The sequence below is a fragment of the Cellulosimicrobium sp. MI9406 genome (assembly GCF_040595865.1).
In the GTDB taxonomy this organism is placed as follows: Bacteria; Actinomycetota; Actinomycetes; order Actinomycetales; family Cellulomonadaceae; genus Cellulosimicrobium; species Cellulosimicrobium funkei.
On sequence record NZ_JALIZI010000009.1, the window covers coordinates 95,420 to 116,473 of the forward strand.

The following is a 21,054-nucleotide window of genomic DNA, read 5'->3' on the forward strand; positions in this document are numbered from 1 at the left end:
GCGCGCGGCTGCCCTACACTCGGGCCAGCACAAGCTCAGGAGGACATCACTTCGATGACGAAGAAGCTCGGTCTCGGCGCGTCGCGAGGACGTCGGGTCATCTACCTGGTGACGACCGCCGGCCACCCCAACTACGGCGACGAGATCATCGTGCGGCGGTGGCTGCGGCTGCTGGCGCGGACCGAGCCGGACGCCGACGTGTGGATCGACACTCCCGCGCCGGGGCCGAGCGCGGCCCTCTTCGCCGGCGAGCACCCCCGGCTCCGCGCGACCGACACGCTGTACCGACTGTGCTGGGAGGCGCCGTCGGACAAGCCGAGGGACGTCGCGGAGTTCGTCCGACGCGCGCTCTCTGAGCCGGGCGAGGCGCCGCGATGGATCCCCGGCATCGAGCTCCTGCGGACCGTCGACGTCTTCCACGTCGTGGGTGGGGGCTACGTCAACACCATCTGGCCCCGCCACCTGGGTCTCGTGGCGGCCGCCGGGTGGATGGCCGAGAACACCCGGGCGCGGGTGGGGGCGACCGGGCTCGGGCTGCTCCCGTGCACGGACGACGCCCTCGACGTGTGGCGCGAGGCGGCGCCGCGGTTCGACGTCCTCACCGTCCGCGACGCCGCTTCCGCCGAGCTTCTGAGCGAGGTCGGCCGGCCGACGCAAGCGGCTCCTGACGACGTGTTCCTCGGAGGGCTCGCCGCCGCCTACGAGTCGAGGGCGCGGCGGTCCCCGGACCTCATGGTGTGCGTCCAGTCCGACATGTACGACGGCGACCCCGACCGTGTCACCGACTACGTCCGGAGGGTCCTCCAGAGCTGGGGAGCGGCATCGAGGACGGTCGGCTTCGTGGAGTGCATCCCGCGCGGAGACCGCCGGATCTACGACGCCCTGCGTGACGAGATCCCGCACGCGCGCTTCTACCCGCCGTGGGAGATCCTCGCGGAGGGCTTGCCGGCGCGTAGCGGGCAGAGGTGGGTCTCGTCCCGGTACCACCCCCACCTGCTCGCGGCCGCGGCCGGGGCCGAAGGGATCGCCCTCAGCCTGAGCGACGACTACTACGGGATCAAGCACGCCGCCGTCACCGCTCTCGGCTCGGGCTGGCGGGTCGCGTCTCTCAGGGACGCGGAGACGTCGGCCGGGGGTCCCGGCGACCTGCCCGCCCGTGCCGAGTCGTACTCCAAGAACCTCTTCGAGACGGCGCGTCGGCTCTACCGCGCGAGCTGAGAGCGCCGTCGCGGCACACGCGCCCTGGGACCCGGGTCCTCGCCCGGCCCGTGTGAACGTCCTGTGGGGAATTGCCCGCGCAGGGCACGGTGGGCTGGCGGTGCCGAGGTGCGCGTTACGCTTGGGCGGCTGCAAAACCGACTGAGGAGTGTGTGTGGACGCGGATCTTGTCGTCGTGGGATCGGGCTTCTTCGGCCTGACCGTCGCCGAGCGCATCGCGGAGGAGTACGGCCGCAAGGTTCTCGTCATCGACCGGAGGAACCACATCGGGGGCAACGCCTACAGCGAGGCGGAGCAGCAGACGGGGATCGAGGTGCACCGCTACGGGGCGCACCTCTTCCACACCTCCAACGAGCGGGTCTGGGAGTACGTGAACCGCTTCACGGCGTTCACGAGCTACGTCCACCGCGTGTACACCACGCACAAGGGCGAGGTCTTCCCGATGCCGATCAACCTCGGCACGATCAACCAGTTCTTCCGCTCGGCGCACGGTCCGGACGCCGCCCGCGCGCTGGTCAAGGAGCTCTCGGCCGAGCTCGGGGACAAGAAGCCCGAGAACCTCGACGAGCAGGGGGTCTCCCTCATCGGCCGCCCCCTCTACGAGGCGTTCATCCGCGAGTACACCGCGAAGCAGTGGCAGACGGACCCGCGCGAACTCCCGGCGTCGATCATCTCGCGGCTCCCGGTGCGCTACACGTACGACAACCGCTACTTCAACGACACGCACGAGGGGCTCCCGGTCGACGGCTACACGGCGTGGATCGAGCGCATGGCCGACCACAAGAACATCGAGGTCCGGCTCGGCGTCGACTTCTTCGACGACGCGCAGCCCGTGAGCAAGGGCAACGTGGTCGGCAACGTGCCGGTGGTCTACACGGGTCCCGTCGACCGCTACTTCGACTACGCCGAGGGCGACCTCTCGTGGCGCACGCTCGACTTCGAGGAGGAGGTGCTCCCGGTCGGCGACTTCCAGGGCACCCCCGTGATGAACTACGCGGACGCCGACGTCCCGTACACGCGCATCCACGAGTTCCGGCACTTCCACCCCGAGCGGGACTACCCGACGGACAAGACCGTGATCATGCGGGAGTTCTCCCGCTTCGCGGAGAAGGCCGACGAGCCGTACTACCCCGTGAACACCGCCGCCGACCGGGCGCGGCTGCTGGCGTACCGTGACCTGGCCGCGGGGGAGAAGGACGTCCTCTTCGGCGGTCGGCTCGGTACCTACAAGTACCTCGACATGCACATGGCCATCGGCGCCGCGCTGTCGATGGTGGACAACAAGCTCGCCCCGCACTTCGGCAAGGGAGCGGGCATCGAGAGCGGGGGAGTGGACGCATGAGCACGCTTGTCGAGAGCTTCGGCCGGGAGATCGCGACGGACGACAGCACCTGGCGCGTCGTGCACCGTGTGGTGATGCCCGTCGAGGACGACCTGGACGTCCTGCCCCTGTACGTGGACTTCGACCCGGCGCACGGTCAGGTCTACGACGGCGACGATGCGGCGGAGAGGCCGTTCGTGCCTCGGCGCGAGCTCGACCCGAGCATCATGGCCGGGCGGCACAGCGCGTTCCTCGCCGAGGGGTCGTCGGTCTCGTTCGGCACGTACTTCAACGCGTTTCCCGCCTCGTACTGGCGCCGGTGGACCGTCGCCACGTCCGTGCGACTGTCGGTCACCCTCGACGCGCCGGCGACCGTCACGGTGTACAAGTCGAACGCCCGCGGCATCCAGCAGAGGGTCGATCTCCTCGATGCCGAAACCGGGACCTCGACCTTCGACCTCACCCTGGCGCCGTTCGGCGATGGCGGCTGGTACTGGTTCGACCTCTTCGCCAAGTCCGGCGACGTGAGGCTCGTCTCGGCCGACTGGAGCGTCGAGCAGCCGGAGTCGGTCAGCCAGGGCACCGCGTCGATCGGGATCACGACGTTCAACCGCCCCGACTACTGCGTCGCACAGCTCGAGCGCCTCGGGGCTGACCCGGTGCTCGCCGAGCTCGTCGACCGGATCTACGTCGTCGACCAGGGCACGCAGCTCGTCGAGGAGCAGGACGGCTTCGACTCGGCGGCCGAGGTCCTCGGGGAGCGGCTCCGGGTGGTGCGTCAGGGGAACCTCGGCGGTTCTGGCGGGTTCGCCCGGGGGATGTACGAGACCCTCCAGGCGAACGAGAGCACGTACGTCCTGCTGCTCGACGACGACATCGTCTCGGAGCCGGAGGGCATCGCCCGAGCGATCGCGTTCGCCGACTTCGCGCGCAAGCCCACGCTCGTCGGTGGCCACATGTTCTCGATCTACGAGAAGTCGGTGCTCCACACCTACGGTGAGAAGGTCAACCCGTTCCGGTTCTTCTGGGGACCTGTCAGCGGGACCGACGAGGCGCACAGCTTCGCGAACTACTCGCTGCGCTCGACGGCGTGGCTCCACCGCCGCGTCGACGTGGACTTCAACGGGTGGTGGATGTGCCTCATCCCCACGAGCGTGGTGCGCGAGATCGGGCTCTCCCTGCCGGTCTTCATCAAGTGGGACGACTCCGAGTTCGGGCTGCGCGCACGCGAGGCGGGCTACCCAACGGTCTCCTTGCCCGGCGCCGCCGTCTGGCACGTGCCGTGGACGGACAAGGACGACACCATCGACTGGCAGGCCTACTACCACCAGCGCAACCGATGGCTCGCAGCGCTGCTGTACTCTCCCTACGAGCGTGGTGGCTCACTACCTCGCGAGAGCTTCCAGGTCGACGTCAAGCACCTGCTGTCGTTGCAGTACTCCGCCGTCGACCTGCGGCTTCGCGCGCTCGAGGACCTCCTCAGCGGACCGGAGCACCTCCACGCGACGATCGGTAGCAAGCTCCCCGAGATCCGGCGCATCCGCAGCGAGCACCCGGACGCTGTCGTGAGCAAGGACCCCGCGGCCTTCCCCGAGCCCAAGCCGGTCCGTCCGCCCCGCCGGGGCCGCGAGCCCGAGGTGCCGAGGGGTGTCGCACGCGGCCTCCTCTCAGCGCTGACGGGCGCGGCGCGACAGCTGCGCCCGGTGAAGCCCGAGGCCGTCGACCGCCCCGAGGCGTCCGTCCCTGCCATGGACGCACGATGGTGGCGACTCTCGCACCTCGACTCTGCGGTCGTGACGTCTGCGGACGGTACCGGCGCCTCCTGGTACCAGCGAGACCCGGAGTCGTTCCGCACCTACCTCGCGCGGAGCGCAGACCTCCACCGTCAGCTCCTCGCGCGGTGGCCCGAGCTGCGCGAGCTCTATCGTGCTGAGGCTCCCGCCTTCACGTCTGCTGCGGCGTGGGAGAAGACGTTCGATCGGAACTCGGTTGAGGGGCGCTGACGCGGCACGGGCCGGGAGGGAACTCGGTGCGCTGACGGTGCCCGGTCGGAGTCGGGGTCTCCTCGACGTGCTCGACCGGCGCTTCCTGCTCCGGCTCATCGTCCGGAAGGAGCTCCGGGTCCGCTACCGCGGCTCGGCGCTCGGGATGGCGTGGTCGTACGTCAAGCCCGCGATCCAGTTCATCGTCTACTTCGTCGCGCTCGGCGTCTTCCTCCAGCTCCGGGACTCGATCCCCGACTACGCGGTGTACCTGTTCTCGGGCATCGTCGTCATGAACTTCTTCGGTGAGGGATTCTCCAACGCGACGCGCTCGATCGTGTGGAACGCGCCTCTCATCAACAAGATCTATCTTCCGCGTGAGCTGTTCCCCGTCGCGTCGCTGTACGTCTCCGCGGTGCACTTCTTCCCACAGCTCGTGGTCCTCCTCGTGGCGGCGGTCGTGGGCGGGTGGCGCCCTCAGCCCACCGAGCTGCTGGCGGGTGTCCTCGGGTTCGTGATCGTGGCGATCCTGGCTCTCGGGCTGGGTCTCCTCTTCGGAGCAGCCAACGTGTACTTCCGGGATGCGGAGAACTTTGTCGACCTCATCGTCATGGTGGCGACGTGGGCCTCTCCGGTCCTCTACACGTGGGGGCGCGTGCAGCAGGCGGTCCCCGACTGGTTGTTCGTCGTGTATCAGCTCAACCCGTTGACGTCCGCCGTCGAGCTGTTCCACTACGCCTTCTGGTACGGGGCGACGGGACGTCCCGAGACGATGCCGGACGGGTTCCCGCCCGTGCCGGACCATCTCTGGGCCTTCGGAGCCGGTGCGCTCGGGATCTCGGTCCTGGTGCTCCTGATCGGTCAGACCGTCTTCCGGCGCCTCGAGGGGCGCTTCGCTCAGGAGCTGTGATGACGACGTACATCGATGTCGCGGGCATCTCAAAGCGGTTCACGCTTCGCCACAACCGTTCGCTCAAGGAGCTGGCGGTCGCGATGGTGCGCAAGAAGGACCTGTCCGATACGTTCCTCGCGCTGGACGACGTCTCGTTTCAGGTCACGGAGGGCGAGGCGGTCGCTCTCCTGGGCTTCAACGGGTCCGGGAAGTCGACCCTGCTCAAGCTGATCTCAGGAGTCCTTCGGCCCGACTCCGGCACCGTGCGGACACGGGGACGCGTCGCAGGGCTCATCGAGGTCGGAGCGGGATTCCACCCCGATCTCACGGGTCGGGAGAACGTGTACCTCAACGGCGCGATCCTCGGTATGTCGGAGGCGCAGATCGACGAGGCGTTCGACGAGATCGTCGCTTTCAGCGAGATCGAACGCTTCATCGACACCGAGGTGAAGTTCTACTCGTCGGGCATGTTCCTCCGGCTCGCGTTCTCCGTCGCCGTGCACTCCGACCCGGAGGTCTTCCTCGTCGACGAGATCCTTGCCGTGGGGGACGAACCCTTCCAGAAGAAGTGCCTCGCACGCATCAAGCAGCTCAAGGCAGAAGGCCGGACCCTCGTCATCGTCAGCCACGACCTCGACATGGTGGCACGGCTGTGCGAGCGCGGGATCCTGCTGGAGAAGGGGGTCATGACCATGGACGACGACGCGGGCAAGATCGTGGAGTCGATGCGGGGATGAACGAGGTCGCCGAGGCAGCCGCGGTCCGGAACGACGAGCCGGAGCTCGAGCGCGCGAGTCCGTGGTGGGGACTCGGCGCGGTCGGCGCGGTCCTGGCGGCCGCGTGCATCCCACTCCTCTTCAATCCCCGGTTCTACTTCGCCGACGACACGCAGGCCGGTGCCTACGGGATCTGGGTCACGATCGGACGAGACCTCCGGGAGGGGACGTTCCCCTTCTTCGAGCCCTCCCGGTGGATGGCGGGGAACTACGTCGCGGAGGGCCAGTGGGGCCTGTTCAACCCGCTGGTCTGGCTCATCGGGTGGGTGGCGAGCGGCGCGACGGATGCGGTGGTCGTGAGCACCGTCGTGAAGCTCGTGACTCTCGCCGTCGCCGCCGGTGGCATCTATCTCGTCGCGCGCTCGTACGGAGCCCGGGCGCCGTGGGCGGCGGCTGCCGCCCTGCTCACGCCGCTGGCCGGCTTCACGACGTACATCGACGCGGCCTCCTGGGTCACGTCTCTCTTCGTGTGGGCGCTTCTGCCCTGGGTGTGGTGGGGCCTGCGACGTACGCTGCTCCACGGCGGCAACCCGCTCGTCCCGTTCGTCGCCGGGTACCTCCTCGTGACGGTCGGCTATGTGCACGGGACGCTGATGCTCTGCTTCGTCATCGCCGGTGTGCTGCTCGAGGGGAGTCTTGCCCGACTGTGGGCCCAGACAGCTCGCGTGCTCGCGGTGGGAGTGGCGCTCGGTCTCGTGGCCGTCGCGGTCTATCTGCCTGGTGTGCTGACCGCGCCGGTCACTGCGCGCAGCGACGACGAGATCCTCAACACCAACTTCATGTCGCCCGACCTCTCGGGACTCGCCACCGGTGGGACGCCGCTGGCCCTGCCCTGGATGTCTGGTTTCTGGGCGCCTCCGGTCGCCGCGCCGCTCATGTACGTGGCCTGGATCCTGCCTCTTGTCGTGCTGGTCGTCCCAGGCCGGGCCTGGCCGGTGCTCCGTCAGATGGCCGCGGCCGGCGTCCTTGGCCTCGCAGCCACGGTTCTCACCTTCGGCCCGAGCGACATGGGACCCCTGCGCTTTCCCGCGCGGGTGCTCCCATACCTCGTCCTCGTGATCATGGTCGTCGTGGTGGTCCTGCTCAGCCGTGCCTCGGCACGACCGACGCGTGCACGCGTCTGGGCGGGGGCCGGGCTGGTGGTCGCGGGGGCGGCGTTCGCCTGGTTCGAGAGCCCGAACTGGTGGAAGGTCATCGGCCTCGGCGCCACCCTGGCTATGGTCGGCGTGGTCGGCTCGCTCCTCCTTCTTCGACGGACGAGGACTGCACCTCTGGTCGCGACCTTCCTCGTTGTGACGGCGGCAGTCGGTCTCGCGCAGCACCACTACTTCCCGCGGTCGCCGCTGCCCGACTTCGGTCTGCCGGCCGACCGGGCGTCGTACTCCTCGGCCCTCAGCGGTGTCGAGGGGGACGCGATCACCGTCGGTCGACCGAGCTTCGAGGGCGACTGGTGGAAAGACACGCTGTACGCGAACTCCTGGTATCTCAACGACGCTTCCGTCGTCAACGTCTACTCGCCCGTCGCGCACGAGGCCTACAGCCAGGACCTCTGTGTGGACCCGCACGGTGTGGTCTGCTGGGAGACGGCGGAGACGCTGTTCGAGACCGACCCGGAAACCGGTGTGCCTGTGGCGGACCTGCTGTCCCTCAGCGCCGTCCAGGTCCTCCCGCGCCAAGACGTCCCTGACGACGTCGATTCCGTCCGTCGCGCGGACCCCTACCGGTTTGCCGAGACGCCCGAAGGCTGGACGGAACAGGCAGGGGACAGCTCGAGCCGGCTGTGGGTCCGTGACGAGACCCTGCCGACTGCGGGAGGAGTGTCCTGGACCTCACCCGGCGTCGCCCTGAGCGACGTCGAGACCGACGAGCGGGACGTCCGGTTCCACGTCGACGCGGTGCCGCAGGGTGGGGGCGAGGTCGTCTTCTCGCGTCTCGACTGGCCCGGCTACACCTTCGACGGTGCACGCCAGGCGGCGTCCGTACGCGGGTACCTCTTGACGGCAGCGCTGGACGAGTCGGCAGCGGGCACCACGGTGACCGTCTCGTTCACCCCTCCGGGGTGGACGCTCGGTCTCGTCAGCATCGGGGTCGCGGGGGCGGGCATCCTCGTCTGGGGGGCCGTGGAGGCGGTTGCGACACGCCGTCGTCGCACCGTCACGCGGTCCCGGTCCGGTGCCCCCGGCGTCTGACCGTCTTCACGGGATCGCCGGGCCCAGGGGGAGCCGCCCCAGCGCGGCGTCGTTGAGCGTCACGATCAGCGGCGTGCCGTGCCCGGCGTTCAGGCGCAGAACGCTGCTCCACGACCGCACCGGTCGGACGACGTTGCCCTCGCTCACGTACACCGTCGCACCGGAACCCTTGACGAAGAGCGGCCCGGTGGTCCGCGGACCCGCCGCGGGCAGGCGCGAGCACGTCCCCGGCGAGAGCGCAGAGACGGGGACGACCGGGGGGTCGGCGACTGCGCGGGGCGAGATCCGTCCGCCGACGCCGACCAAGGCTGAGGTGCCGCAGCGGACGACGGGAGACAGCGGGCTCGGTGTCGCGGTGTGCGTCCTGAGCGTGGCGGCGTCGACCGTGGTGTAGCTGCGCGAAAGCCCGAGCGCGGCCACGTCGCCGAACGACTCCACGTGGACGGCGCTCGCGATGCTGTCCACCAGGTATATCGCCGGTGCCGTGGACGACTTCACCAGTCGTCCCGGAGCGATCCACGGCCCGGTGCGCTGGGGTACCGACGACAGAAGGCTCGGGGCGATGGTGAGCACGCGGGGGTTCGCGCCAGCGTAAGCCTGCAGGAGCGGCCAGGAGTCCACCTGCCGACGGTGCACCGTTGTGCCGACGGTGTCAGCCGCCCACACCGCGGGGTTCGTCGGCGACTTGAGGAAGTACGGCGCGGTGACCGCGGCCCGGGCGGGGAGGGCGCGCGAGACGCCAGGAGAGAGGGGCACACCAGGTGGAGAGCCCGCCGGGGCAGGAACGAGCCCGTCGTTCGTCAGGAGCGCGGTCGTGCCGCGCACCGTGTCCTGCACGAGCAGTCCGATCGGCGCTCCGGTCGACAGGATGCCCAGGCTCGCGGCATCGAGGGTTCCCTGCGGTAGCGTGCGCAGCCCGGTGCCCGTCCGGACGTCAGGCGCGACGGCGTGCTTGGTCGACCCCATGACCAGCCACGTGCTCGAGGAACCCCTTGCGGTCACCACCACGTCCGTCCGAACCACCGGCACTCCCAGGGCGAGTGCGGCGAGGGTCGTGTCGGGGACCGTCGTCTGGTCGGCCGGGATCCCGGCCGCGGCGCGAGACGCGCTGTCGAGGATCTCTCGCTTGCGGCCCCCCTCGATCCAGTACGAACGTCCACCGGAGGTACCGACGGCCGCCGCGACGGCGGGGCCGTCCCGGAACGCCGCGACCTGCGAGGGATCGAGGTCTACGTATGCGTCCCCGCAGGCACGGTTCGACCAGCGGACGACGACGTCACAGCTCGGGAAGTGGTGCTTCGAGCCTCGCGCGATCCAGAAGAGCGAGCCGTCGGACGTGTCCCGCACCACGCGACCGAGCGTCGGTCCCAGCGGGTACCTGGAGAGCAGCGCTGCCGAGACGTAGCCGACAGGACCCAGCCGGTCAACGTAGTCGCCGTAGACGGCGAGGTCGGGCACCGGGAGTCGACGTCCGTCGGCGAGGAGGAACACCTGCGGGTCCTGCTCTGTCCGGACGAGGGCGCTGCCGAGCCGGGGATCACCGAACCAGTCGGTGAACAGCCGCCAGAAGTTGCGGTTCCCGTAGGCGGAGCAGCGGTCGCCGACCCCGTACAGGTTGGCGAGCGCGGCGGCGTTGGGCTGGTAGGGCGTGTAGATGTAGAGCGCGGCGGTCGCCTGGTTCTCGATGTACACGGGTGCGCTGCCGCAGGATGCGTCCGGGTTGTACCGAATGGTGTTCGTGCGGCCCGCCTGGTATCCGTAGCGGGTGGCGTTCTGCCGGTACACGAGAAACTGGCGTGCCGCGCGGTACACCTGGTTCGAGAAGCCGTAGTACTCGGTGTTGCAGGGCGCGGTGTCGGGGCAGCCGAAGCCCATGGCAGCCTGGTACGACCGCGCAGTCGGGCGGGAGCGCGTGAGGAGGCTGTTCTCCTTCTCGAGCATGACGAGCAGCACACGGGGGTTGATCTCGCAGGCCGTCGCGACCTTGCGGATGATCCGGGCGGCGGACTCGCCCGCCGCTCCGGTGTATCCCCAGCACAGCCCGCTCTCCTGGGGCCTCGAGGGCGTGTTCTCGCGGTAGTCCTTGAGGCACGGCATCTCACCTGCGACGCAGTTGCGTCCACGCTGTGCGAGGAAGGCTTGGATCTCCGCCTCGGTCATGGTGCCGAAGTCATAGAAGACCGAGTCGGCGATCAGCGACCCTGCGGTGAAGTCGGACGCCACTGCTGCCGCCGCGCGCGGCGGGGCGACGAGGAAAGACCCGAGCAGACCGAGCACGGTGACCGCCGTAACGGCCCAGCGCGCCGCCAGGGTCCGCCGGGTGCTCACGGCACTTCCACCGTCATCACCGCAGACGAGCCCGAGCTCGCCGTGGAGGCGTACGACACGCGCACCGACCAAGCGCCCGCCACACCGAGCTCCGTGAGCGGTGCTACGAGAGGGTCGCACCAGGTGACCTCGGCGTCGGCCACCGCAGGCGAGCGCACCTCGACCCGTCTCTCTCCTGAGATGAGCTCGAGGGTGCACGTTCCACCTGACTCCACCACCGGAGCGAAGGCGTTGACGACGATGGCCCCGTCCTCGACCCCGGCCCAAGAGACGGTCGGCACGACGTTCGTCGTCTCGGTGGGTGGCGTCTCCGCCTCGTGCTCATCGGCGGGCGGTGACGTCGGCGACGGGCCGACGTCGAGAGCGTCGATCCCGTCGTCAGCGCCAGCGTCAGCGCCAGCTGTCGACGGGTCGGAGGCGGCCGAGGTAGGCCTGCCGGACGCCGTGGGGCGACCCGCCGCGTTCTCGGTCGGGCCAGTGGACGTGGTGTCCGCAGGGGTCGGAGGTGCGGAGCAGGAGGCGCAGAACGCGGCAAGGACCAGAAGCGTCAGCGCGGTGCGGGAACGGAGGTGGCGGGTCATCGCCTCCGACCGTAACCGCCCGGTCGGGATTCGGCGCGCGGAGCGCGCTCAGAGGCTCAGTCGCGGGGTCGCATGCGGCGACCCAGGACCGCGTACGCGAGCCGACGCTGGAGGGCCACCACCTGCGCCATGCGGTCGCCGCGCCGGACGTCCGCGTCGGAGATGACGTCGGGGGCGAGCCGCTGGGCGAGACGGTGGAACTCGGAAGCCTCCTTCGCCTGGGCCTGCATGAGCCGGACGGACCACTGGCTCGCGCTCACCCGGAATGCCGCGAGGGGACGTCGGATGGCGACCACGTCGCCCTTCGCCATGACCGGCGCGTACGACCCGGCGTCGATGTAATACCGAAGGTCCTGCCACCAGCCGGCGTCACGCAGCGCGGCAGTGCGCATCATGACGCACGCGGGCTCGCCGAAGATGTTCGTGCCTGACCGCACCGTCTCGCGGAGGGCTCTCGTCCCGGGCACGACGCCGTCGAGACGGCCGAGCCCTCGTGCCTTCACGAAGACCTCCCCGCGGGCGTCCACGAGGTCTCTCTGCGAGGTCACCATGACCGCGCGCTCGCCGGCCGCGTCGAGCGCGGCCACCTGCTCCGCGAGCATCGTCGGCCGCAGGAGGTCGTCTCCGCACACCAGCTTGATGAGCGCGCCCTGGGCGAGCTCACTCACCCTGTTCCAGTTGCGCCGAGCGCCACCGCCGGCCTCGGTCGTCACGAGACGGACGCGTGGGTCGGAGGCAAAAGGCTCCAGCTGTTCCCGGGTGTCGTCCGTGGACGAGTGGTCGGCGACCACGAGCTCGAAGTCCGTAAAAGTCTGGGCAAGGACGGAACGCATCGTCTCGGCGATGTAGTCCCCGTTGTTGTACGCGGGAACGACGACGGACACACGGGGACTCACGCTTCGGTCTCCTCGACTCGTGGGTTCGGCTCAGAGGCAGGTTGCTTGCGGTGGAAAGAGAAGCCCTTGTGCCCGAAGTAGCTGATCAGCGCGGTGACGCAGGTGATCAGCAGCTGTGCCGGGATCGGCGAGAGCCCGACGAGCTCGACGACGAACGGCAGGGCCACGACGTTGACGGCGAGAGCGGCCAGGTTGACCACCTCGAACCGTGCGAGGTCGAGCCAGACGTGCCCCGTCACCCGGAAGACGAACTTGCGGTAGAGCACGAAGGCGCAGAGGACTGCGGCCACGTGGGCGCACACGAGGCTGGCCATGTAGCCGTAGGCTCCGAGGTGGCCACGGAACAGCAGCTCGAAGGCTACGAACCAGGCAGTACCCAGGAAGGTGTTGAACCCACCGACGATAAGGAACGCGACGCGCTGGTCCTTGACGATCTTGAACAGCGGGCCGAGGGTGCCCTGCATCCCTGCCGGAGGCCGCGGTGCGTGTGCGTCGCCCGTCGTCGGCGGCTCCGGGTCCATGACCATCGGACGCAGGTCCTCTCCTCAGGTTCGGCGGGTGTGGCGCGTGATCCGTGGGCGCAAGGCGCTCCGACGGTCGGCCGGGCCCCAACGACTATAGTCTCCTGCGTGACGAACGAAGGCACCGCCGCAGCACCGCACCGCATCTCGGTCGTCGTCCCGGTGTACCAGGGCGAGCGCACTCTTCCGGCCCTTCTGGAAGAGCTCGAGGTGCTGACGTCGCCGTTCGTCACGCCCGGCGGAGCGGAAGCGGTCGTCGCGGAGGTCTTCCTGGTACACGACCACGGTCCCGACCGTTCGGCCGAGACCATCCGTGTTCTCGCGGAGCGACACGACTTCGTCCGCCCGGTCTGGCTCAGCCGGAACTTCGGGCAGCACGCCGCCACGCTCGCGGGGATGGCATCGTCGGGCGGCGACTGGATCGTCACGCTGGACGAGGACGGCCAGCACGACCCGGCCGAGATGGGTGGGCTGCTCGACGCCGCACTGACCGACCAGGCCGACGTCGTCTACGCGCTGCCCACGAACCCTCCGCCCCACAGCGCGTTCCGCAACGCGACCTCGCGGGGTGCAAAGAAGGTCATCGAGGCGTTGGCAGGCGGGACGGACACCTCGCTCTACCAGAGTTATCGCCTCGTGCTCGGCGAGATCGGCCGTTCGGTCGCCGCGTACGCCGGTCCGAACGTCTACCTCGACGTCGCGCTCGGCTGGGTCAGCGGCAAGGTCACGACGGCGCCGGTGACCCTGAGGGACGAGGGGGACCGACGGTCGGGATACTCCGTGCGCCGGCTGCTCTCCCACTTCTGGCGCATGGTCCTCTCGAGCGGCACACGGGGCCTGCGCATCGTGAGCGTCCTCGGGGCTCTCTGCGGGGTGGCGGGGATCGTCGTCGCAGTGGCGCTCGCCGTGACGCGACTGGTGGGTGGGTCGGTGCCCGAGGGCTGGACATCGCTCATCGTGGTGATGCTGCTGGGCACCGGCGCGATCCTTTTCGCTCTCGGTGTCATCGCCGAGTACATCGGTGTCGCTGTCAACATGGCGATGGGCAAGCCGCTCTACCTCATCGTGTCCGACCCTGCCCGTGGTCCGCTCGGGCGGGGAAGCCGCGCTCGGTGAGGACTGACCCGCCGACCCTGGTCGTCGGCGCGAGAGGGCTCCTCGGCAGCGCCGTGCGCAGAAGGGCGGCGGTGCGAGGTCTCACGTCCGTCCCGGCGTCCGTCGACTGGTCGGAGCCGTCCAGCGCCGTCCACGACCTATCGATCGCGGTCGACGAGCTGCTGCGCGATGGTGGGGACGGCCGCTGGAACCTCGTCTGGGCGGCAGGCGCCGGAGTCACGGCGTCCACCGATGATGCGCTCGGTGCGGAGAACGCCGTCATGCAGGGGTTCGTCGACGATCTCGTCCGACGGCACCCGCACGCGCTGCGGCGTTGCACACTCTTCTTCGCCTCTTCCGCCGGGGGCGTCTATGCAGGTGCCGGCGAGGCCCCGTTCACGGAGCGGACGCTTCCCGCGCCGCTCGCGCCGTACGGACGCGCGAAGCTCGTCGCGGAGTCGATCTTCTCCGGGCTCTCCGAGCACGGCGCGAGTGTCGTCCTCGGTCGCATCTCCAACCTCTACGGCCCCGGTCAGAACCTTGCCAAGCCGCAGGGCCTGATCTCCCAGCTGTGCCTCGCGCACCACCTCGCCCGACCGATCGGCATCTACGTCTCGCTCGACACGCTGCGCGACTACATCTACGTCGACGACTGTGCCGACCTCGTTCTCGACGTCCTCGACCGTGCAGTCGACCACGACCCGGGCCGTGGCCCGGTCACGAAGATCCTGGCCTCGCAGAGCTCGGTCACGATCGCCGCGATCATCGGAGAGCTCCGCACCATCTACAAGCGCAAGCCCCAGGCGGTGCTGGCAGCATCCCCGCTCGGTGCGAGGCAGGCGCGCGACCTGCGGTTCCGCTCCCTCGTGTGGCCGGACCTGGACGCTCGCGCGTTGACTCCCCTCCCGGTCGGGATCGCCGCGACGGGGGAGGACATCGGGCGCGCGCTCCGCCGCCGCGGGCCGTCCTGAGGACGGGCACGGTGTCCGACGCGGGGGATCGGCTAGATTGGTCGCCGCACGCAGGCCGTGACCCGTGCCCGCGAGGCGACTCGCCCACAACGCCAAGGAGAGATCCATGAAGGTCCTCGTGACCGGTGGCGCCGGCTTCATCGGCGCCAACTTCGTCCAGCAGACCGTCCGCGAGCGTCCGGAGCACGACGTAACAGTCCTGGACGCGCTGACGTACGCAGGCGACCGTGGATCTCTGATGCCGGTCGCCGACGACATCACGTTCGTCGAGGGCAGCATCACCGACGCCGACCTGGTCGACGGGCTCGTCGCGGGAGCCGACCTGGTGGTCCACTTCGCGGCAGAGTCGCACAACGACAACTCGCTCAACGACCCGTCGCCGTTCGTCCACACGAACGTCGTCGGGACGTTCACGCTGCTGGAGGCTGTGCGGCGCCACGGCGCGCGCTTCCACCACATCTCGACGGACGAGGTCTACGGGGACCTGGAGCTGGACGACCCGGGGAAGTTCACGCCCACCACGCCGTACAACCCGTCCAGCCCCTACTCCTCGACCAAGGCAGGCAGCGACCTGCTCGTGCGCGCGTGGGCTCGTTCGTTCGGCGTGGAGGCGACGATCTCCAACTGCTCGAACAACTACGGTCCGTACCAGCACATCGAGAAGTTCATCCCGCGCCAGATCACCAACCTCGTCGACGGGATTCGTCCGCGCCTGTACGGTGCGGGGCTCAACGTCCGCGACTGGATCCATGTCGAGGACCACAACGCAGCCGTCTGGGCGATCATCGACAAGGGGCGCACCGGCGAGACGTACCTCATCGGCGCGGACGGCGAGAAGTCGAACCTCGAGGTCGTGCAGACCCTCCTCGAGATCTTCGGCCGACCCGTCGACGACTTCGACCACGTCACCGATCGCCCCGGGCACGACCTGCGGTACGCGATCGACGCCGAGAAGCTCCGCTCCGAGCTCGGCTGGGAGCCCCGTTACACCGACTTCCGCACCGGACTCGAGGCCACCGTCCGCTGGTACCAGGAGAACGAGGCGTGGTGGCGGCCCGCGAAGGAAGCTGTCGAGGCGAAGTACGCAGCGGTCGGGCAGTGAGGCTCGCGCGCCTCGACGCCGGCTCCGCGACGGCAGACGGCGGCGCAGCGGTGCGGTGGTGGGCGGCGATCCTCGCGGCCGTGGCTGCGGCCGTCCTCCACCTCGTGCTCCATCTCGGTGCCTTCGTCACCCAGAAGGACTGGAACCTCAGCTCCTTCCGTGATTACTACTACTACGACCAGCTCTCCTACCTCGCGATCGCGCGGAACTGGTCGCTGGGTGAGCGTGCGGACGTCGAGCCGTTCACGAGAACGGGAAACAGCCCGTATCCCGACCTCTACTACCGCGTCCTCGGCTGGCTCTCCGACGTCACGGGCCTCGACCCGGTCGCGATGTGGACCGTTCTGGGCTCGGTGTTGCAGGCCGTGCTGGTCATCGCGGTCGGGATGACCACCGTCGCCGTCACGCGGCACTGGTGGACCTCATTCCTCGCGCCCCTTCCGTTTCTCGTTGGCACCTTCGCTTCGTTGACCCAGGCCGACTGGAAGACGACGCTCGACTCCCACGCGGTCCTCTGGGGGCCGTTCGGGGTGCTCTTCACCAACAACGGGGAGTCGGCCGCGCTGTGCCTGGCCGGGATCGCCCTCCTGCTCCTCCTGCTCGTGGCGGTCGGTCGGCCCGCGTCGTCCCGCGCCCGACTCGTGCTCGTCCTCGTGGCGGCCCTGCTCGTGGGTGTCACTGGTCAGATGCAGACCTACACGTTCCTCTCCACGGTATTCGTGATCGCGTACGCTGCGGCGGCCTACGGTGTGGCGGCGTCGGGCAGGCCTGTCGTGTGGGCAGCCGTCTCCGCGGTGGGAGTCGCGCTGGTGTGGCTGGCGGGACCGTTCATCGGCGACGCCAGTCCTCTGGCCGCGCTGGCCCTCGGAGTCTTCCCCACGGTCCCCGGTCTGGTCCTCCTCGCACACCGCTTTGGATGGTGGCGGGTCCTGCTCCCGTGGGTCCTCGCCGGAGCAGCAGCCGCGCCGCAGCTCCTCGAGACCGTGCTGGGTGTCGCTTCCGGGGACCCGTTCCTCGTCTACCGCGAGGGGTCGTCGAGCAACCTCGGAGTCCCGGCGCTGGTCGGGATTCGCTCGGGCACAGCGGTTTTCGTCGCCGTCGCTCTCGTCGTAGGTTTCGGTGTCGCGCGGGGGTCCGTCGTGCGAGCGGCGCTCCCGGTGGGCATGCTGCTCGCTTGGGCGATGGGCGCGACCAACGACCGGTGGGGCGCGAACCAGGAGCCGTACCGGTTCTGGCTCGACACGATGGTGCTTCTGTGCGTCGCTCTCACGCCTCTCGTCGTCGAGAGCGTCCTCGCGGCTGTCCGGTATGCCCGCCGCTCAGGTCCGGCAGGGGGACGCCTGCTCGCCGGAGGCGCGGCCGTGGTCACCGTCGGGGCCCTCGGCGTGAGCATGATGGACTTCGTCGCGTTCCGTGACGACGTGGGGGACCGTCGGCCCCTCAACTTCTACGACGACCGGTCTGCGGCGCTCGCGCGCACCGCAGAGGCGTCGTCTGGCGGCATCCTGCTGGCCGACCCGTGCGTCGATCCGCTCACCCTGAAGATCGTGTGGGGCGGACCCGTCGCCTTCTACAACCTCGGCCTGGCATGGCCCGAGCGCGAGGAGGAGTTCCGCTCAGTGCTGGCTGCTCGAACCGAGGGTGTCCTCGACATCGACGCGGCGACTGCTGCCGGAATCACCGGTGTGGTCGTCGACCGTTCGTGCGAGGCAGCCTGGACGACGGACCTCGCGGAAGAGGGGGCACGAGAGACCGCCCAGGAGACGGCCGACGGGCGGACGTACGTCCTCTGGGAGCTCGACGCGCAGGAGTGACCGTCACCGCTGCTCGTCCGACGGCGCGCGCTCAGCCGTGCAGCGAGCGACGGAACTCGAGCACGTCTTCCCAACGAGGGAGCAGGCCGGACTCGCGCGCCGCCGCCAGGCTCGGCGCCGCCCGGTCCTTGTCCGAGAGCGTGAACTCGAGAGGCGAGCCGTCGCGAGCGGTGGTGGGCCAGGCGATGCCGATCTCCGAGTCCAGCGGGTCGATCCCGTGCTCGTGGCCCGGTGTGTATGGCGCGGAGCAGAGGTATGCCACCGTGGAACCGTCTTCCAGGGCGCAGAAGGCGTGACCGAGTCCTTCTGAGAGGTAGACCGCCCTGCGGTCGACGTCGTCGAGGAGGACCGAGTCCCACGCACCGAACGTCGGCGAGCCGACGCGGATGTCGACGACGACGTCGAGCACGGCGCCCTTCACGCACGTGACGTACTTCGCCTGGCTCGGAGGCAGGTCAGCGAAGTGGACGCCCCGCAGGGCTCCGGCCGCAGAGACCGAGAGGTTGCCCTGGCGAAGGTCGAACGCGTGCCCTACCGACTCTTGGAAGACCTCGTCCTTGAACCACTCGAGGAAGACGCCACGGTCGTCGCCAAACTGAGCCGGGGTGAGCTCCCACGCGCCCTCGATGGTGAGTTCTCGGATCTGCACGCCTCGTCGCTCCGTCTCTGCTGGCTCACGCGCCCGGTCGGGCACAGACGCCTAGGGTACCGGCTAGGCTCGGGCGCGCTGGTTGTCGTCGAGCGAAGGAACGTCCATGCGGTGGTTGATCACGGGTGCCGGCGGGATGCTTGCCACCGACGTGGCAGAGGTCGTCCGGAGGTCCGGGCACGACGTCGTCGAGGTCGGCAGGAACGAGGTCGACGTGACGGACCCGGGCGCCTGCGCCGATGCTGTCGCGGGCGTCGACGTCGTCCTCAACGGTGCGGCGTGGACCGATGTCGACGGGGCAGAGGCGCACGAGGCGGCCGCGTTCGCGGTCAACGCCCTGGGAGCCGCCAATCTCGCCGTGGCCGCGACCCGTTCCGGCGCGCGGCTCGTGCACATCTCGACGGACTACGTCTTCGACGGTGCGGCTGCCGCACCGTACCTGGAGACCGAGCCTGTGCGCCCGGTGTCGGCCTATGGGCGGACGAAGGCGGCGGGTGAGTGGGCAGTACGTGCGGGCGGCACCGATCACCTCGTCGTGCGGACCGCGTGGCTCTATGGTGCGCACGGTTCGAGCTTTCCCCGGACCATCGGCCGACTGCTCCGCGAGCGGGGGTCTGTCGACGTCGTGACGGACCAGGTCGGCCAGCCCACGTGGACTGCCGACCTCGCTCGGCTGGTCATCCGTCTCGTGGAGGCCGAGGTCCCGGGCGGGACGTTCCACGGGACGTCGAGCGGACTGTGCTCGTGGCACGATCTCGGCGTGGAGGTGGCGACGCACCTGGGGCTCGACGCGTCCGCCGTCCGCCCGACCACGAGCGACGCTTTCGTCCGTCCGGCGCGGCGGCCGGCATACTCCGTGCTGGGCCACGACGCGCTCCTGGCTGCCGGGGTGGTGCCGATCGGTGACTGGCGCGAGCGCTGGCGTGTCGCGGCCCCGTCCGTGCTCGGGCGCTGACGCAGACCCTCAGATGTTCGAGCCGTTCGGGAAGGCCGAGACCGCGGTGGGCGACAGGACCGTGATGGAAGGGGCGCGGCCCCCGTACAGGCTCACGAGACGGGCCCACGACGTGACCCATCGCTTGCGACCGTTCTCCATGTAGTACACGCGGTCGGAGTTCGACGCGCGCACGGCGCGGCTCAAGCCGGAGCCTGCACTCAGCGAGCGGAACTGGACCCCGGTGACGTCGACGGCGGCGTTGCACGACGAGCCGAAGTGCGCGATGTCGGCGCAGCTGGCGGCGCGTCGCCTGACGTTGCCGTCGACGAAGGCGATCTCACCGGTTCCCGGGTCTCGGACGAAGCGGCCGAGCGGCTTTCCGGTGGTCAGGTGGTTCAGGTAGCTGTCCGCGGCGTCGGAGACGCGGCCGTAGTTGGACAGGGAGGACAGGATCCCGAACGAGCTCACGTGGTGCTTCGTGCCCCCCACCACGAGGTAGACGTCGGAGCGGTAGGGCGACATCACGAAGTTGCCCGTCGCCTGCCCCCACAGGCCGGCGTACTTCGACTGCTCCGCCTTCACGCGACGTCGGATCTCGTCCTGGCGCACCCAGAGCGACTGGCCGGGGCACGTGGTCGACGCGACGTCGCGGTGACCGAAGATCGTCGGCAGGTTGTTGCCGTTGATCACCGTCCGGCCGGCGGCGTCGATCCCGTGGATCGACAGCTTCCACCCGAGGAGGCGGACGATCGCATCGACGGCCGCGTTGCTGACCGTCGCAGTCTGGTAGTTGCCGAGCACCGAGACCCCGACCGTGGCCGAGTTGTACCCGCTCACGTGAGCTCCTGCGGTCTCCATCTCGAAACCGCCCGAACGCCCTTCCCAGATGCGCCCGAACTTGTCGACGAGGAAGTTGTAACCGATATCGCCCCATCCCCGCGTCTGGGCGTGATAGGCGTAGATCCCCCGGAGGATCGCCGGGACGTCCGCCTCCGCGTACGAGTTGGTCCCGGCGGTGTGGTGGATCACGGCACCCTTGAAGTCGCCCTGCGAGGGTGCCCACGCGCGCAGCGACTCGTCCGCTCCCCACTGGGCGCGCGAGTACATCTGGGGAGGGCTGGTCGAGCCTGGGTAGCCTGTCACGATCCCGCCCGCGCGCTCGAGCGAGCCGCTTCCCGGGAGGGTCCCGACACCTCGCCCGAAGGGCGACGAGGCCGGCGCCGGGGCGGGCAGACCCGCATCGGCGGCGCGGGTGCCCGGGTCGACGACCACGAGCTGGAGGTCCGCGATCGAGCCCGGCTCCGCTCCGCGCATGCGTGCCTCGACCCGCTGGACCTCGCCGACGACGAGGGGAGCGGTGCCCGCGGGACCGCCCTCGGGGCCGACCTCGATCTCGAGCGCGGTCCATTCGTCCCAGGAGCCGTCCGCGTGCTGCCCGCGGACCGATACGTCGACACCAGCCGGCTCTGCCGGCCCGACCCAGGTCACGCCCACGGTGGCGAAGCCGTCCACGTCCGCCACAGCGGAGAGGTCACCGGCCTGGACCTGCCCCTCGTCGGGTGCTGCGGCACGGAGCTGCGGCGCGGGGGGCGTCGCTACGGTGAAGTCGGACTCGGTGATCACCGGCTCGACCGCCTCGGTCGCCGCCCCGCTGCTCGTGGCCGCATCCAGCGGGGCGGCAGATGCCGCCGCGGGAGGCGCAACCAGGAGCGAGAGACCGATCCCGATGCAGCCGACAACAGCGGTGACCCGCCAGTGTTCCCTCATCACGCGTACCCCCGA

At 69.7% G+C, this 21,054-nt stretch carries 17 protein-coding genes; 11 read left to right on the forward strand and 6 right to left on the reverse strand.

The annotated features are described in order from the left end of the window. The first annotated feature begins 54 nt into the window (after window positions 1–54). The 6 genes from MT994_RS16700 to MT994_RS16725 all read left to right on the forward strand — a co-directional run bounded on the left by MT994_RS16700 (window position 55) and on the right by MT994_RS16725 (window position 8,378). Window positions 55–1,218, forward strand: a complete 1,164-nt coding sequence (locus tag MT994_RS16700) for a polysaccharide pyruvyl transferase family protein (protein ID WP_354807156.1) — start codon at window positions 55–57, stop codon at window positions 1,216–1,218. 154 nt (window positions 1,219–1,372) lie between these two features. Further along, window positions 1,373–2,560 carry a UDP-galactopyranose mutase gene (gene glf, locus MT994_RS16705; protein WP_354807157.1) on the forward strand — a complete coding sequence of 396 codons (1,188 nt, stop codon included), beginning with the start codon at window positions 1,373–1,375 and terminating at the stop codon, window positions 2,558–2,560. Then, entirely contained in the window at window positions 2,557–4,542 is a 1,986-nt protein-coding gene (locus tag MT994_RS16710; protein ID WP_354807158.1) for a glycosyltransferase, read from the forward strand. The genes glf and MT994_RS16710 overlap by 4 nt, the downstream gene beginning before the upstream one ends. A gap of 37 nt (window positions 4,543–4,579) precedes the next feature. After that, window positions 4,580–5,431, forward strand: a complete 852-nt coding sequence (locus MT994_RS16715; protein WP_233140123.1) for an ABC transporter permease — start codon at window positions 4,580–4,582, stop codon at window positions 5,429–5,431. After that, window positions 5,431–6,150, forward strand: coding sequence for an ABC transporter ATP-binding protein (locus MT994_RS16720; RefSeq protein WP_086150815.1), 720 nt, complete (start codon window positions 5,431–5,433; stop codon window positions 6,148–6,150). Before MT994_RS16715 ends, MT994_RS16720 begins: the two co-directional genes overlap by 1 nt. Then, window positions 6,147–8,378 (forward strand): hypothetical protein, encoded by a 2,232-nt coding sequence (locus MT994_RS16725; RefSeq protein WP_354807160.1) that lies wholly within the window; start codon window positions 6,147–6,149, stop codon window positions 8,376–8,378. Before MT994_RS16720 ends, MT994_RS16725 begins: the two co-directional genes overlap by 4 nt. 6 nt (window positions 8,379–8,384) lie before the next feature. Here the strand turns inward: MT994_RS16725 and MT994_RS16730 are convergent, their stop codons facing one another. The 4 genes from MT994_RS16730 to MT994_RS16745 are packed head-to-tail and all read right to left on the reverse strand — an operon-like array spanning window position 8,385 to window position 12,710. Beyond that, window positions 8,385–10,706 carry a hypothetical protein gene (locus MT994_RS16730; RefSeq protein ID WP_354807161.1) on the reverse strand — a complete coding sequence of 774 codons (2,322 nt, stop codon included), beginning with the start codon at window positions 10,704–10,706 and terminating at the stop codon, window positions 8,385–8,387. Then, window positions 10,703–11,287: a hypothetical protein gene (locus MT994_RS16735; protein ID WP_354807162.1), complete on the reverse strand. Its 585-nt coding sequence runs from the start codon at window positions 11,285–11,287 to the stop codon at window positions 10,703–10,705. The genes MT994_RS16730 and MT994_RS16735 overlap by 4 nt, the downstream gene beginning before the upstream one ends. A 56-nt stretch (window positions 11,288–11,343) precedes the next feature. Beyond that, window positions 11,344–12,183, reverse strand: a complete 840-nt coding sequence (locus MT994_RS16740) for a glycosyltransferase family A protein (RefSeq protein ID WP_354807163.1) — start codon at window positions 12,181–12,183, stop codon at window positions 11,344–11,346. Continuing rightward, on the reverse strand, window positions 12,180–12,710 hold the full coding sequence (locus MT994_RS16745; protein WP_354807165.1) for a GtrA family protein: 531 nt from the start codon (window positions 12,708–12,710) through the stop codon (window positions 12,180–12,182). The genes MT994_RS16740 and MT994_RS16745 overlap by 4 nt, the downstream gene beginning before the upstream one ends. Window positions 12,711–12,812: 102 nt before the next feature. Between MT994_RS16745 and MT994_RS16750 the strand changes: the two genes are divergently transcribed. The 4 genes from MT994_RS16750 (at window position 12,813) to MT994_RS16765 (ending at window position 17,686) form a co-directional block, all read left to right on the forward strand. Beyond that, on the forward strand, window positions 12,813–13,820 hold the full coding sequence (locus MT994_RS16750; RefSeq protein ID WP_354807166.1) for a glycosyltransferase: 1,008 nt from the start codon (window positions 12,813–12,815) through the stop codon (window positions 13,818–13,820). Beyond that, entirely contained in the window at window positions 13,817–14,770 is a 954-nt protein-coding gene (locus MT994_RS16755) for an NAD-dependent epimerase/dehydratase family protein (protein ID WP_354807167.1), read from the forward strand. The genes MT994_RS16750 and MT994_RS16755 overlap by 4 nt, the downstream gene beginning before the upstream one ends. Before the next feature lie 106 nt (window positions 14,771–14,876). After that, window positions 14,877–15,872, forward strand: coding sequence for a dTDP-glucose 4,6-dehydratase (rfbB, locus tag MT994_RS16760; RefSeq protein WP_354807169.1), 996 nt, complete (start codon window positions 14,877–14,879; stop codon window positions 15,870–15,872). Further along, entirely contained in the window at window positions 15,815–17,686 is a 1,872-nt protein-coding gene (locus MT994_RS16765; protein WP_354807170.1) for a hypothetical protein, read from the forward strand. Before rfbB ends, MT994_RS16765 begins: the two co-directional genes overlap by 58 nt. Window positions 17,687–17,717: 31 nt before the next feature. Here MT994_RS16765 and rfbC read toward each other — a convergent pair whose 3' ends face one another. Then, window positions 17,718–18,335 carry a dTDP-4-dehydrorhamnose 3,5-epimerase gene (gene rfbC, locus MT994_RS16770; RefSeq protein WP_354807232.1) on the reverse strand — a complete coding sequence of 206 codons (618 nt, stop codon included), beginning with the start codon at window positions 18,333–18,335 and terminating at the stop codon, window positions 17,718–17,720. A 106-nt stretch (window positions 18,336–18,441) separates the two neighbouring features. Between rfbC and rfbD the strand changes: the two genes are divergently transcribed. Further along, window positions 18,442–19,290: a dTDP-4-dehydrorhamnose reductase gene (gene rfbD / locus MT994_RS16775; RefSeq protein WP_086150805.1), complete on the forward strand. Its 849-nt coding sequence runs from the start codon at window positions 18,442–18,444 to the stop codon at window positions 19,288–19,290. 9 nt (window positions 19,291–19,299) lie between these two features. On the opposite strand, the gene MT994_RS16780 is transcribed toward rfbD, so the two are convergent. After that, window positions 19,300–20,895 carry an N-acetylmuramoyl-L-alanine amidase gene (locus tag MT994_RS16780; RefSeq protein WP_354807172.1) on the reverse strand — a complete coding sequence of 532 codons (1,596 nt, stop codon included), beginning with the start codon at window positions 20,893–20,895 and terminating at the stop codon, window positions 19,300–19,302. Between the last annotated feature and the right edge of the window lie 159 nt (window positions 20,896–21,054).

Coding starts and splice junctions, on each gene's coding strand:
- MT994_RS16720 (WP_086150815.1), top strand. CDS start 5,431: ATGACGACGTACATCGATGTCGCGGGCATCTCAAAGCGGTTCACGCTT.
- MT994_RS16745 (WP_354807165.1), bottom strand. CDS start 12,710: ATGGTCATGGACCCGGAGCCGCCGACGACGGGCGACGCACACGCACCG.
- MT994_RS16710 (WP_354807158.1), top strand. CDS start 2,557: ATGAGCACGCTTGTCGAGAGCTTCGGCCGGGAGATCGCGACGGACGAC.
- MT994_RS16735 (WP_354807162.1), bottom strand. CDS start 11,287: ATGACCCGCCACCTCCGTTCCCGCACCGCGCTGACGCTTCTGGTCCTT.
- rfbD (WP_086150805.1), top strand. CDS start 18,442: ATGCGGTGGTTGATCACGGGTGCCGGCGGGATGCTTGCCACCGACGTG.
- rfbB (WP_354807169.1), top strand. CDS start 14,877: ATGAAGGTCCTCGTGACCGGTGGCGCCGGCTTCATCGGCGCCAACTTC.
- MT994_RS16725 (WP_354807160.1), top strand. CDS start 6,147: ATGAACGAGGTCGCCGAGGCAGCCGCGGTCCGGAACGACGAGCCGGAG.
- MT994_RS16700 (WP_354807156.1), top strand. CDS start 55: ATGACGAAGAAGCTCGGTCTCGGCGCGTCGCGAGGACGTCGGGTCATC.